The 14,777-nt window shown below is 32.3% G+C and carries 9 protein-coding genes; 2 read left to right on the top strand and 7 right to left on the bottom strand.

The features are described 5' to 3' along the window. Positions 1–13: 13 nt before the first annotated feature. Together rpoB and SERIO_RS06625 are read right to left on the bottom strand one after the other, a co-directional pair. Positions 14–3,904: a DNA-directed RNA polymerase subunit beta gene (rpoB, locus tag SERIO_RS00385; protein WP_047790967.1), complete on the bottom strand. Its 3,891-nt coding sequence runs from the start codon at positions 3,902–3,904 to the stop codon at positions 14–16. Between the two features lie 156 nt (positions 3,905–4,060). Continuing rightward, positions 4,061–4,216 carry a hypothetical protein gene (locus SERIO_RS06625; RefSeq protein ID WP_169745593.1) on the bottom strand — a complete coding sequence of 52 codons (156 nt, stop codon included), beginning with the start codon at positions 4,214–4,216 and terminating at the stop codon, positions 4,061–4,063. Positions 4,217–4,405: 189 nt separating this feature from the next. Between SERIO_RS06625 and SERIO_RS00380 the strand changes: the two genes are divergently transcribed. Further along, a complete protein-coding gene (locus SERIO_RS00380) occupies positions 4,406–4,627 on the top strand; it encodes a hypothetical protein (RefSeq protein ID WP_047790966.1) in 222 nt (73 codons plus the stop codon). A 73-nt stretch (positions 4,628–4,700) separates the two neighbouring features. Here SERIO_RS00380 and SERIO_RS00375 read toward each other — a convergent pair whose 3' ends face one another. From SERIO_RS00375 to SERIO_RS00360, 4 genes are read right to left on the bottom strand one after another with little or no spacing between them, the layout of a single operon-like run. Further along, a complete protein-coding gene (locus tag SERIO_RS00375; RefSeq protein WP_047790965.1) occupies positions 4,701–5,615 on the bottom strand; it encodes an ABC transporter permease in 915 nt (304 codons plus the stop codon). A 1-nt stretch (position 5,616) separates the two neighbouring features. Continuing rightward, positions 5,617–7,785, bottom strand: a complete 2,169-nt coding sequence (locus SERIO_RS00370) for an ABC transporter permease subunit (protein ID WP_047790964.1) — start codon at positions 7,783–7,785, stop codon at positions 5,617–5,619. Beyond that, on the bottom strand, positions 7,769–9,340 hold the full coding sequence (locus tag SERIO_RS00365; RefSeq protein WP_047790963.1) for an ABC transporter ATP-binding protein: 1,572 nt from the start codon (positions 9,338–9,340) through the stop codon (positions 7,769–7,771). The genes SERIO_RS00370 and SERIO_RS00365 overlap by 17 nt, the downstream gene beginning before the upstream one ends. 12 nt (positions 9,341–9,352) lie before the next feature. Beyond that, entirely contained in the window at positions 9,353–10,759 is a 1,407-nt protein-coding gene (locus tag SERIO_RS00360; protein ID WP_047790962.1) for a BMP family ABC transporter substrate-binding protein, read from the bottom strand. Between the two features lie 573 nt (positions 10,760–11,332). On the opposite strand from SERIO_RS00360, the gene SERIO_RS00355 reads away from it, so the two are divergent. Beyond that, positions 11,333–11,755 carry a hypothetical protein gene (locus SERIO_RS00355; protein ID WP_047790961.1) on the top strand — a complete coding sequence of 141 codons (423 nt, stop codon included), beginning with the start codon at positions 11,333–11,335 and terminating at the stop codon, positions 11,753–11,755. A gap of 29 nt (positions 11,756–11,784) precedes the next feature. Here SERIO_RS00355 and SERIO_RS06220 read toward each other — a convergent pair whose 3' ends face one another. Then, positions 11,785–14,742 (bottom strand): ring-infected erythrocyte surface antigen domain-containing protein, encoded by a 2,958-nt coding sequence (locus tag SERIO_RS06220; protein WP_053040790.1) that lies wholly within the window; start codon positions 14,740–14,742, stop codon positions 11,785–11,787. Positions 14,743–14,777 lie beyond the last annotated feature (35 nt).

Here is a 14,777-nt window from a genome sequence, read left to right as displayed (position 1 = left end):
TTACTTTGCCTCCCTACTCTTCATCACTTTGATAATCTGGTTTAATGGGGTTATGGTCACCATCATCATAACTATCCTCATCTGCATTTGGATCTTCTTCAATATCCAATTCAAATTCATCATTTTCAATATTATCGTTATTTAGAATAAAGTTTGAAATATCAAACTCATCTTCAAATTCATCAATTGTTGTATCAGTTAATTCTTCAATTACATAACTATCTTCATCATCATAACTATTGATATTTTTGATGTTTCCATCTTCATCAATCATCTGAATATTAAACCCTAACCCTTGAATTTCACGCGTTAAAACATTAAATGATTCAGGAATTCCTGGTTCAGGAATTTTCTTATCTTTAACAATTGCTTCGTAAGCACGGGTTCTTCCTTTAATATCATCAGATTTGATAGTTAAAATTTCGCGTAAGGTATGCGCTGCTCCATAAGCTTCCAACGCCCAAACTTCCATCTCTCCAAAACGTTGTCCCCCATTTTGGGCTTTTCCTCCTAATGGTTGTTGGGTAATTAATGAGTATGGGCCAACATTCCGTGCATGTAATTTGTCATCAACCATATGTGATAGTTTTAACATATACATTACTCCCACTGAAACTGGGTTATCAAATTTTTCACCAGTACGACCATCAACTAAAATTTCTTTCCCAAAGTTTTTCATCCCTGCTTTATCCATTAACTCAATTAGTTCATCATTTGTCATTCCATCAAAAACTGGCGTTGAAACTTTTTGTCCTAATTTTTTAGCTGCCATCCCTAAATGAATTTCTAGCACCTGCCCAATATTCATCCGTGATGGCACCCCTAATGGGTTTAACATAATATCAACTGGGGTTCCATCTTCTAAATGTGGCATATCTTCAATTGGTAAGATTTTTGAAATAACCCCTTTGTTACCATGACGACCAGCCATTTTATCTCCTTCTTGGATTTTACGTTTTTGAACAATATAAACTTTAACAACTTCTAGCACATCCGCTGCTAGTTCATATTTTTCACGTGGGAATCGTTTAATTGCTTGCACAATTCCTTCCCCACCATTTGGTACTCGTAAAGAATTATCTTTAACATTTTTTGATTTTTCACCAAAAATTGCTTGTAATAACTTATCTTCTGGTGACAGTTGAGTTTGCCCTTTTGGAGTAACTTTTCCCACCAAAATATCACCTGGTTTAACTTCAGTTCCAATAATAACTAACCCATCATCATCTAAGAATTTCCGCGCATTTTCAGAAATATTAGGAATTTCTCTCGTAATTTCTTCGGCCCCTTGTTTTGTTTGGCGTCTTTCAATTGTATATTCTTCAATATGAATTGAAGTAAAAACATCATCCGCAACTAACCGTTCAGAAACAATAATCGCATCCTCATAGTTATAACCATTTCAAGTTGTAAAAGCAACTACAACATTTTGTCCTAAGGCTAATTCACCTTTATCAATTGATGGACCATCTGCTAAAATTTGCCCTTTCACAACTTTTTGGCCCTGTTTAACTAACGGAACATGCGTTAATGAAGTTCCCTGGTTACTACGCACAAAAGTATCTAGGTTATATGTTTTTAACCCCTCTTTGGTTTTTAAAATAATTTTTGTTGCATCAACAAAATCAATTACGCCATCATATTGGGAAACAATTGCTAACCCTGAGTCTTTCGCAGCCGCATACTCAACTCCGGTTCCCACATATGGTGATTGGGGATTAATTAGTGGAATTGCTTGTCGTTGCATGTTAGCTCCCATTAATGCCCGGTTAGCATCATCATTTTCCAAGAACGGAATACAACTTGTCGCAATTGAAACAATTTGTTTTGGTGACACGTCAACATAATCAACTTCAGTTCGTAATGCAATAATGTTTTCGCCTTGAAACCGAGCAATTACTTGGTCGTCTAAAATTTCACCTTTATCACTTAAACGAATGTTAGCTTGCGCCACCACATAATTTTTTTCTTCATCAGCGGTTAAATAATCATTTTGACTAGTAACTTTATTATCAATTACTTTACGATATGGTGTTTCAATAAAACCAAATGAATTAATTTTTGCGTAAGTTGCTAAGTTATTAATTAATCCAATGTTAGGTCCTTCTGGAGTTTCAATTGGACAAATTCTTCCATAGTGTGAGTAGTGAACATCCCGTACTTCTAAACCAGCACGTTCACGTGATAACCCACCTGGTCCTAAGGCTGTTAACCGGCGCTTGTTTGTTAACTCTGCTAAGGGGTTAGTTTGGTCCATAAACTGTGACAACTGTGACAAGTTAAAAAACTCACCAATAATTGCTGATAAAGGCTTATTATTAATAATATTTGATGGCTTCATTTTGAAAATATTTGAAGTTGACATTTTTTCTTTAACATTTTTTTCAATTCTTAAAAGCCCAATTCGAAATTGGTTTTGTAGTAACTCTCCAATTGTCCGAACCCGACGATTTCCTAAGTGATCAATATCATCAACTTCTCCAATATCATGTTTTAAGTTTAATAAATATGAGAAAGTTGCTAAAATATCTGGTACCGTCACAAATTCATCTGTTGCATTCGGATCAATTCCAATAATATTTTCAACTTGATTTCTTAATTCGTTATCCACATATACTTTAATTTTTTGGATTCTATTATTCCCTGGAATTTCAGTATTAAAGTAAACTTCTTCTAAACATGCCCCCGCTTTTAAAACCTCTTTTAATTTATTAACATTTTCTTTATCAAATAAAGTTCCTTCACTAAAAATTACTTTACCATTAACATCTTTAATATCTTCTGCTAAAACCTTATTATAAATTCGGTTTTCAACTGATAATTTTTGAATTAATTTGAATCTTCCGGCTTTTGTTAAATCATATTTACGTTTATCAAATAATAATCCATATAAATATTTAGTAGCTCCATCAGGAGTGGCAGTTTCTCCCGCACGGATTTTTTTATAAATTTCTTGGACTGCTACTTGCTGATCATAGTTAATATCACCACTATATTGTTCTAAATCATAAGTGTTTCCAACATATTTATTATCACCAAAAATATCAAAAACAGTTTCTCTAGTTACTCCTAAGGCTGTAAATAAACTAGCAACCGAAACTTTTCTTGATTTATCAATTTTGACATAATAAACAGTATCAAAACGTTCTTCTTTCCCGGCCTTAATTTTTTTCATATCTGATTCAAATTCCAACCATGTTCCCCGAGACGGAATTAAATCAACATAGTAAATGTTTTCTCCGGTTTTACGGTTAAAATCTTTCTTATAATAAGCCCCTGGGGAACGGACTAATTGTGAAACAACAACTTTTTCTGAACCATTAACAATAAAAGTTCCTTTTCCAGTCATTAACGGAAAATCACCAAAAAAAACTTCACCAATTTTTTCAATTGTGATTTCAATGACTAATTTTAAATCTGTGCGTTCTTTAATTGTTGCAATGCAAGTTGCTTCTTCATCACCTGAATGGATGTCGAAATACACAACATCAGCTGTTTTTTTCAAAATAGTAATATTATGCCCGATTTTCTCTTCAATTCATGACTTAATTAATTCAGCGTCACCTTTAATAATTCCTTTTTCAATTTCTAAATCTTTTGAATTAATTGTTAGTTTTAAATTTGAATAAATTGGTGCTTCATAAATCTTAGATTCTTCTTTAGCTTGGGGAATTGTTCGTCGTGGTTCTCTAAATTCTCAATCTAACATTTCTAAAACAACATTTCCTTCATGCCCAACAATTGGAAATACTTCTTCGAACACTTGGCTAATTCCTTGTTTTTTAAATCAATCATACGTCTCAGTTTGAATTTCAATTAAGTTAGGCAGGTCCAAATTCCCACTTACTTTTGTATAATCAATTCTTTTAGCGTAATGCCCAAATTCTTTTTCTTTTAATGCCATTAATTTCTAAACCTCACTTTTCAAAATTTTCACAATACATGCTTATAAATTTTATATTGGTTTTGTAAAAAAGTCAACAAATATTTGGTTTTATTTTAAAATTAAAAATAGTCTTAATTTAAAAATCAAGACTATTTACTCTATTAAAATCTCAGGTTATTTATGACGAGCACATACATAAATCTCGTCATTTACTGAACCAACCATTCCTTGTTTCATTTTATTAAATAAAACATTCGCAGCAGCTCCTCCCTTTCCCGCTTTTTCTTGCTCATTAACACATTTAAAACATCTTGGATCAAAATCTGCCATCTTATCCCTCCTTATTTGTGGATAATTATATTTTAAATTTTTCTGAACTAAAAAGCAAATTTCAAAGCAGATATATCCTTCGGGTTATTAACCAACATCACTAAAAATTTTAGTTGTAATAATTTTTTAGCGGAAATTTGTTTTTTTTATAATCAGAAAAGTTTATAATAATAGAAGGAGGAAATAACTATGAAAACAGTCCAAACTAAAAATGTGGATCAAGAGGCCATAGAAATTGTTAACCGCTATTTAACATTAGGGGAAGATATTTATGAATATCTTAATGTCTTGAAACACCAAATCATTCAAAAAAAAGAAAGCAATGATCCAAATCAAAACCTTGAAGCAGAATACGATGAAAAACTATTAGCCGCCGTAAAAAAATATTGAAAAGAAGGACAACAACTTTAATTGTCCATTTATAAATAAAAATACCTATTATAATAGGTATTTTTATTTTAGATAATTAAATATTAAAGTTTTCTTACCGTAAGGATTTATTAAATGGAATTCCATCGGCTTTCGGCATTTTCGAATATTTTGAAAAGGCGACCATTGTTAATAAAGCTAAGGCAAATGGAATAATTTTTAATAATTGGTTTGAAGGATCAGCAATATTTCAACCAGTAAATCTTCATAAACTATTAGCTAACGCAATTAAGAAACTGAAGAGCATACTTCCTAGAGTAATATATTGAATTCTTCATTGACCAAAAATCATAATTGCTAAGGCAATATAACCTTGTCCTTGGACATCACCACGGAATTGTCCTGACACAAAGTGGGTAAACATTGCCCCAGCTAAACCTGCTAAACATCCTGAGATAATTACTGCTACATATCTAGTTTTAATAACACTGATTCCCGCTGCATCAATGGCATTAGGGTTTTCCCCGGCTGCCACATAGCGTGTTCCTCTTTTAGTAAATCTAAAGAAGAAGAATGTGAATAAAGCAATCACCCCGGCAATAATAACAAAGATATTAACAATTTGATATTTATCAATTCCAATGGTTGTAAATCCAGTTTGGATCATGTTTCCAGGTGCTAACGAAGGAATTGTTACAAAGAACAATCCTAATCCGGTTGCTAACAAGTTAATAGCGGTCCCGGATACGACTTGTTGGGCACGCAAGGTGACCGAAGCAAACGCATGAAGGACGGCAAATAATCCGGCAATCATTGAAGATATTACTAATGCTACTAATTGCATTGCATTTCCCTGTTGGGCAAAGGCTTTTCCTAATAAAGCATACACTAAAGCCCCAATAATCATCATCCCGTCAATGGCGATGTTAACAACTCCGGCGCGTTCTGAATAAAGTCCAGCCATTGATGCAATTAATAAAACAGCAAATAATATGGAACCATTGGCAAATAATTGACCTGCAGCTGGCATCTTATTGCCCCCCTTTCTGAGCTAATTTTGCTTTTTTATAAGTTTCTTTTTTCCGAAGTAATTCTTGACGTAATAATTTATTGTCATCTTTAACCGCTTGAATAATTAAGGATACTTCGTGATTATATTTATTACGTAATTCTGGCAATTCATTTCGTTGCTCAATTCGTAATTTTCCTAAATTAGCAAGGTGTTCTTTTTTAAGTTCTTGCAATTTAAGGTTTAAATTTTCTTTAATTGTTGCCACTTGTTGTTTTAATACTGGATCATTATCACGAGCTAGTTTTAATTCTTTTAGCTGTGCTTTAATTTGTTGTTTGACAACTTTTTGTTGTTGTTTTAAATCATATAATTGTTGTTTATGTTTAACTTTTAACGCTTTAACTTCACTATTCAATTTTGCCATTGTTTCTTTTTCATGTTGTTTTAATAACACATGGTCATTTTCATATTGATGATGAATTTGATCAAAAATTGGATAGTAACTTTCTTTTAATACTTTAATTTCCTCATTTTGACGTGAAATTAATTCACTATACGCTGAATGTAAATTAGTTAACTGCAAATAAGCATCTTTTTTATAATTATTTAATAATTCATAACATTCATGTTTTGCTTTTCCGGTTAACTCTTTAACAGTTTGTTCATAATGTCTTTTGGCAAAAGCAACTTGTTGTTTTTTCAAGGTATATTCGGTATTCGCTTGCACATAGCGATCCATGGCGGCGGCAATTGAACCAAAAATAGCATTGTTGTAACTAGTACGAATTGCTTTTCGCCCTTCCATAAATGAATCTTTGTAACGTTTTTGAATAAAGAAATTAATTTCAGTTTTTAAATTATTGATGCGACCAACTAAGTTAGTTAATTGACTATTAACTTCTTCTTTATAATTTAAAACTTCTTCTTTATTACCTTTTGCTTTTAAAGCTTTTAGTTGAACATAATATTCTTTATTAATATTTTTAATTTCTTTTTTATATTCTTTAATTTTTAATCGATATTTTTGATATTCACTCCGTGCGTCTTTATTATGGTAAATATTAAAACAACGACGGATTCATAAAATCGGTTTTAAATAGATAAATAACGCTGAAATAGCTGTCATATAAATAATAATCCCGAAAATTAATTGTCCCATTTGTTTTGACATTTGGAACGCTGGAAGTTGGGTGGTCGACATCGCTGAAGTCTTAATAATCACCCATAACAAAGCAATTGGCAAGATGGACAATCCGTTGGTAAAGGCTACTAATGCTACCGCAATCGCATCAAATCCAACCGTTGGCAAGGCATCGGTGGTAAACTGTAATACCGTTGACTGGGTCATGTAATAAAGCATTCCCAAGACGCCGGCGAGTCCCCCGGAAATTGCCATTGAAACAATCATATAGAATTTAACATTTGTCCCGGCATATAATGAAGCATCACGTGATTTTCCCACTGCTTTAATTCTAAATCCTAACACTGTGTAGTTAATAACAAAGATTGCTAAGGCTAATAGAATAATCGCAATAATAAAGGGAATAATTCAGTTTTGACCATTTAGTGCCAAGTTAAAATTATCAGTAACTTGGGTAATATCTTTGGTTGAGTTTCTACTTGCTTCTCATAACCCAAATGATTGGTTCATAAACATCCATTTCATTACATATCAAACAATTCAGTTTAACATAATTGTTGTTACAACTTCATGAATATTAAAGTAAGCTTTTAACGCTCCGGCAATTGCAGCTAAACAAGAACCAACTAGAATGGAAATGATTAATGCACTAACAACTCCCCCCCCCTGTGAAATGTGGGGATTTTTTAATCCCAACACTAAACTCATACTTCCGGCTAATAACATTTGGCCTGGCGCTCCAATGTTAAATAATCCGGCTTTGAATCCAATTGCAACAGATAACCCCGCTACAATATAAATTGCTCAGTACGTTAATGTTTGATCTAACATTAGCGGTTGAAATGCTAATGAAAAAACATATTTAAAAAATAATAGTGGATTAGCATCATTAGCACCAATAATAATGAAACTTAAAATTGCTCCGGCAATAATGGCACAAATTGAAGCTTTTACATAGTTCATTTTTGTTTTAAACTCATTAGAACGAAAGAAGATTCTTGTCTTTTGCGTTAGCAACCAAGAATTGTTTTTAATTGCTTGATTCATATTTACCTTCTCCTTTGCTACTTTGGTGATATGTACCTGCCATCATTAATCCAATTTCCTCACGTTTTACTTGATTACCAGCTACTTCTCCACTAATTTTACCAGCATGTAAAACAATGATCCGGTCTGCTAATCCCATAATTTCTTCTAATTCATAAGAAACTAGTAAGATTGCATTCCCATTTGCTTTTTCTTCTAAAATTTTAGTATGAATATATTCAATCGCCCCAACATCTAATCCCCGTGTTGGTTGGACCACAACCAAAATTTTATGTTTACGACTTAATTCTCGTCCAATAATTAATTTTTGTTGATTACCCCCTGATAATCCTCGGGCAACTGCGAATCCTGAGTTTGCACCCCGCACATCATATTTAGTAATAATATCTTGAGCATATAACTGAATCGCAGATTTGTTTAATAATCCATAGTTTGAAAATGGTTTTTCATCAATATTTTGCAAAACAACATTGTCAATAACATTAAAGTCTAATACTAACCCATGTTTATGACGATCCTCAGGAATATGAGACATTCCATTTTCATATTTTTGATGAATTGATACTTTTGTAACATCAATATCATTAAAAAGAATTTTTCCTTGGTGGAAATGTTCTAATCCAGTAATTGCATTTACCAATTCCGACTGTCCATTTCCTTCAACTCCGGCAATCGCCACAATTTCACCAGCGTGCACTTCAACATTAAAGTTATCCAGCGCCATTACTTTAGTGATTCCTTTTTTCTTAATTGATAAGTTTTCAACTTTTAAAAGAACCTGATCTTGTGGTTTGACCCCTGTATTCTTGATTTCAATTAACTGACGACCAACCATTGCTTCGGCAATTTCTTTTTGGGTTTTATCTTTTACACTAAAGGTATCAACTACTTTTCCTTTACGAATAACCGTAGCACTATCAGCCAATTTTTTAACTTCATCTAATTTATGCGAAATAAAAATAATTGTTTTACCATCTTTTTTTAAATCTAACATAATATTTAATAACCCTTCAATTTCTTGGGGTGTTAAAACCGCTGTTGGTTCATCGAATACTAGAATATCTGCTCCCCGATAAAGAATTTTTAATATTTCTACCCGTTGTTGCATTCCAACTGAAATATTAGAAACTTTTGCCCGGAAATCAACTTCTAAGTTATATTTTGTAGCAATTTTTGAAATTTCCCGAATTTCAGAAGTTCGATCCAAAAACACTTTTCCAGTAATCTTTTCATGTCCTAACGCAATATTATCTAACACAGTAAAGATATCTACTAGTTTAAAGTGTTGGTGCACCATTCCAATTCCCAATTTATTTGCTTTAATGGGATTACTAATATATTCGGACTTCCCATTTACAAAGATTTCACCTTTTGTTGGTTCGTATAATCCAAATAAAATACTCATTAAGGTTGATTTTCCTGCCCCGTTTTCACCAATTAGCGCATGAATTTCACCTTTTTTAACTTTTAAAGTAATATCATCATTTGCCACTAATTCGCCAAAAATTTTGGTAATATTATTCATTTCAATTGCATATTCATTTTGACTACTCATACAATTTGCCTCCTACAATTTATCCTCAATAGCTTGTCAAATATAATCTTTTAATTCATTTTGGCTTTGGTAAGTATTGGCTAAAGTACCAGGGAAGAATTTTGCCGCCACTGGCTTGTTTCCACCAACTCCAACTGAATAAACTGCTTCTAGCACAGCAACAATTTTATCAAACGCCGTATCTTTCGTACTATCCCCACTAGTGTTATGAATTAACTCAGTAACTGTTTTAGGAATTGATTTTGTTGGTTCAATTCCAGTTCAACTTGGGTGGTGAAGCGAAGATTGGTCGGTATTAATTCAACAAGTATCTGTTTGTGGTTTATTCCAACTATTTGAACTTGGGTCAAATCCACAAGCTAAAGAATAAATATTTTTTAATGCATCTTGAGTTGATGTTGCAATTTCTTTTAGCGCACTAGTAATAATATAATATTCACCATAAATTTTTGATTGTTCAGTATCAACTCCGACAATTTTGGCATTTGATTTATTATATTTAATCCGATCAATTGTGTCTTGGGTTTGTGGCCCCGCCACTGGAAAAATAACATTTGCCCCTTTACTAATTAATGAGTCAGAAATATCTTTTCCATGCCCAGCTTCAAATGATTGAGAAAATCATGATTCATCCGGATTTAGAACATTTTCTACTTTACTAATTGACTGTAATGTTTTGGCATCAGGGTTCAAAGTATTAACAAGATTTAATACTGTTGATTTTAAAGCCCCTAGTTTAGGATATTTTGGATCTTCTTTAATAATTTTGTTAAAAATATCAAAAGCAACTAAGAATCCTCACATATAGTTTGAAACAGCCCCAGGATTATCCATCCCCCCGTATGTGGCTATTTTAAGATCAGTACCGAATTCTTTAACATTTGCATTTAGATATACTGCTGCTGCTAAACCAGCAAAAAAACCTGATGATTCAGCTTCATATTGTAAACCAATAATATTTTTGGCAACTGGTTTATTTTTATCCATATCTAAATGAACTCCCTGACCAGAACCATCAATATAAATTAGGTTATCAGCAAGATTTGCTGCCCAACCGATGGTATTTCCATGGTTAAACCCTGGTAAAATCATTGTTTTAGCTCCCGCAATTTTAGATGTTACATATGCCATCCTAAAATCAGATGTTGTTTGTGAAGCTGCTTCAAAATAACTTGCTCGTCATTTACTACTTTTTCATTTATCACCAGGTCCATAATGAGTCGGATCTTGCTTAGATACCACATAAGCACTAGCTCCTTCTCATGCGGATTGATTAAATGAATTATCACTGATTGTTCCCCCATCAGTTATAACTCAAACATCACTATCAAAAGTGTATTTTTTGGTACATGAAACAACTGATGTTACTGATGTTGCCACTAGTGACAATGCCATTAATGATCCAAGAAGTTTTTTCATTCCATTAACCTCCTATATAATTTTTAAATTTGTTCTCAATTAAGTACTTTTTTCATATAAAAATGATCGCAATATTATTTAATGTATTATTTCCTTGCCCTTATCAGAACTAACAACTACCAACTTTTCTTCACTTTATTGCTTAATTAAATTTTAAATTAATAAGATTGTAAGTCAAGAAACGAATTATCTTTTCTAAAAATAACTTCTTAATTAAAAAAGAATACTTAAAAGCAAAGAAAATTGTCATTAATTAAATAATAAAATGCTAGCCTTTATTTTTAATCTGAATTTCCGTCCTTTTTTTCAAGAAATCTCCGTAGAAAAGAATGTACCGCTTCATTTCTACCACCATTATATATCAAAATAATATTTTTACAATTAAAATTTATTTTTATGAAATCTCGATTAAAACTAATCTTTGCCATTGTTGTTTAAAAGAATAGAAATCTTAGTTAGAACTTAATTTTCATAATTTAAAAAATTTTTTTAATAGCGAATAATTGTATTGTTCCCTGTTTATTAATAAAATTTACTTAGTATCAAAAATAGAAAGAAATGAGGTAAAGAAATATGAAGAAAAAAGTTCTTTTAGCAATGGCTGGTTTCTGAATACTAACTATTATCTTTCTAGTAATTGGCCTGGGATGTTTAGGAGTAAAAATTGATGATGGGATGGGGGGATCAGTGAACGGTTATAAATACTTAGCTCCCGTTACTAAAAACATTTCAATTGGTAATGAGGCAAAAGAAATCGAATCCGGAGTTGACAATGTTCTTTCAAAAGATTATCAAGATTTAATTGATAGTCTAAAAGATCAAAAAACAGCGGCAGAAACGAGCGGTGCCCCACAAGATATGATAGATGCGATGGGCAAACAAATTACTTTTTACCAAACAGTTAAAGTCGGAGTTATCTTTTCAGTTATCCTAGTCCCAATTGCAGCTGGTTTAGCAATTATTACCGGTGTGGCATGTATCTTTATTAAAAATTAAGTATAAAATAAAAATCCCTAATGGGATTTTTATTTTTTTGCTTTTTGACATAATGGGCAATCTGTTTCATACGGAATGTCTTGTTTAGTATATTTTGAAATATTATGTAAATTAATGTGGTTATAGTCTACTCGGTTCATACCTGTTCCTAAAATATCTTGAACTTTTCGTTTTGGATCTTTATTTTGGTATAAGTCACCGCTTTGGTGAGACACCCCACTGGTTGCTAACGCACCATAGGTATTTGAACATCCAGTACGATTATATAAATTATAACGCGCTGAAGCAAAACTCATTCCATCAACCTTTGGATAGAACTGGTCAATTGGCGTTACTCCGCGACGAAGTTCAATTTGTCGTAATTCATCTTCATCAAATTTTTTGGCCAAGTCATTTGCTTGTTCCTCTAATAATTCTAACTTCATTGTTAAGTCTTTAATATTTGATTGGATTTTTTCCAATGACTGTCCTTGTTCAAGTTGCGTATTTGTTGAATTAATAATTAACTGTTCTAACTTATCAATTTTATTATTAAATTGACTAGCAAAAGTTGTCTGATTAATCGTTAAATGACTAAGTTCTTCACTAATTTGATTTGTTGGTAGCCCTGGTGAAGAAACGGGTTCTTCTTTAAACACTGGGTTTTGAATCTCACTAGCAACCGGAGTAGCATGCCCTTGTGAACTTTCCTCCCAAACGTTGTCACTTTGTTTTTTAAGATTTGCTAAAACATCTTCATCTTCTAAATCACTAAAATCATCATTCATAATTTTATTATCTAATTCATCCAAACTATAAGATACTTCATCTTCAAAATTAGGTTCAACATTAACTTGTTTAGAAATAACTGGCTCTTGAATTACTGGTTCCGAAGATGTGCTAATTGGTGTTTCTGATGGGATTGGGCTTGCAACAGTTTCAATTGTTGGTTCATCCGCAAATTCTTCTGAACTCACTTCTTCATTTAATAATTCACCAACTGGGGTTGGTTCTTCTTCAATAACAGCAGATGATACAACTTGATCATTATTTTCTCCTTCGCTAGTAACTTTAACTGGTTCAGTAACGGAAACATCTAATTGGGATTTATCAAAATTATCGGTTAAAATATCATCTAATTCGGCTGATAAATTATCTAAATCATTAAATTCAGTAATCCCATGGTCAAGTTGTTCTAAATGTTTTAGAAATGCACTTTCTGCATTTTCATCTTCATTATTATATTCTTCTAAATTATCTTCAGAGCTTTGCTTATCTTCTAATAATTCAAATTCTAACTCTGAACCATTAATATCATCTGTTTCAACTTTTTTGGCAGTTGGTACATCGGGAATTGACACTGCAATTTCATCATTGATTACTTTGACATCTTCTGCAATATTTTCTTTAATTGTTCCCATTAAATCTTCGGAACCAGTTGATGGTGTTTCATCAGGGGTATTTGTCATAAATGAATTTTCACTTTCTGTTGGTACTTCTTCTTGAAAATCATAACCTTGTTCAATCGGTTCTTGTTCGGGCAGATCATCACTTAATACATCGTCTAAATTAAAATCTAATACATTATCGTTAATAAATTCTTCGGTGCTCATTGAAGCATTGCCAAAAATTTCAGTAACTTGCATTAATTTTAATTGTTTATCTGAACTAAGATTTAATTTATTTGCTAAGGTATTGGCCTCTTTAGCTAAATTATTATAAATTTTAGCTTTCTTTTTAATTGCTTTTGTTGGTTGAGAAACTGTTTGGGCTTCTTCGTCAACTTCATTTTGTAAATTTTTTGCTTGTTGATATAATTGCTCTCATTTTGCAAATAACTTTTGTTCTTTTTTAGAATAATTAACTTGATCATTACTTTCAATAATATCATTAAGTGCTTCATCAAAATTTGAATTCACATTTCCATTCGCTAAAACATCATCTTCTGCAACGCTTGATGGTGACACCGCTGGTTCGTTAGGGACGGCAGTTGCTGGTTCTTCTGGATTATCATTTACAACTGGTTCAACATAGTCGGCTAATATTTCAACATTTGCATTCACTGCCACTGGCTGATCATTTTTATAATCATATGTATTTGGCGAAAAACCAACTGTTTCTTGCAAGATGATTTCTTGCGGTTTAGTTTCATCCTGGTTGCTTTTTGTTGCAACTGGGCTCGCAAGTGGTTCAGTTGTTAAGTTTTTTAAATCACTAGGTTTTGAAGACACTAGGTTTTGCACTGCTTCTGCCGGGCGATTCATATCATTAATTAAATTAGCAATTTCCGCTTCGTTTGCTTTATCGTTAGCAACATTAAATATGTCATCCAATTCAGCTTTTCTAAATAGTGTTTTCTTAGTTATTGGTGATGCTCCATTGTTATTATCATCCCCGTTTGTTAAGTCATTGTTTTTGAAATTTGTTGCGCTGTCTGCGGTCTCGACGGTAGTCGCTCCAACTCCCGAAGTGACGCTTCCAAGATACTTTCCCTCTTTGTTTACCTCTCTTTCAAAACGTTTGTCCTCACGGTAAACAATAATCATATTTCGTTCATCAGCATAGTTGCGGATCGCCTCAACATCAAATAGGGTTGATTCAACAAATAATAATCCAACAAAGATAAAGGCTGGCATGATTAATGCTGATACTTTGCCAAATACTAATGATGCAATAATTAATGCAACAAAAAACATTTTAATATATGGCTTCGCAATGCGTTGTCCTTTTCTTATTCTTGCTAATTCGAATGATGCTAATGTAATTGTTACCAATGCTGTAAATAACAATAAGGCAATAATTGCATAAGTTCATCCATTTCCAACTAAGGTATCAATAATTTTATCTTGTTTAAAAATTGTTTTTTGGAAAACATCATTAATATCAAAAATAGTACCGGGAAGCGTCACTTTAGCGACTACTAAAGCTTGAATAATAGCGGCAAAAATCTGGACAATTGCCCCAACAATGAATAATATTCAACCAAATGTAACTAAAAATATAAACATTTTCTTTTTCCTTCCTAAAAATCTCTCTATGTTCC

Source organism: Spiroplasma eriocheiris (assembly GCF_001029265.1).
Taxonomy (GTDB): Bacteria; Bacillota_I; Bacilli_A; order Mycoplasmatales; family Mycoplasmataceae; genus Spiroplasma; species Spiroplasma eriocheiris.
Note: the sequence above shows the minus strand (reverse complement) of the source record. Positions and strands in the feature narration are given on the sequence as shown.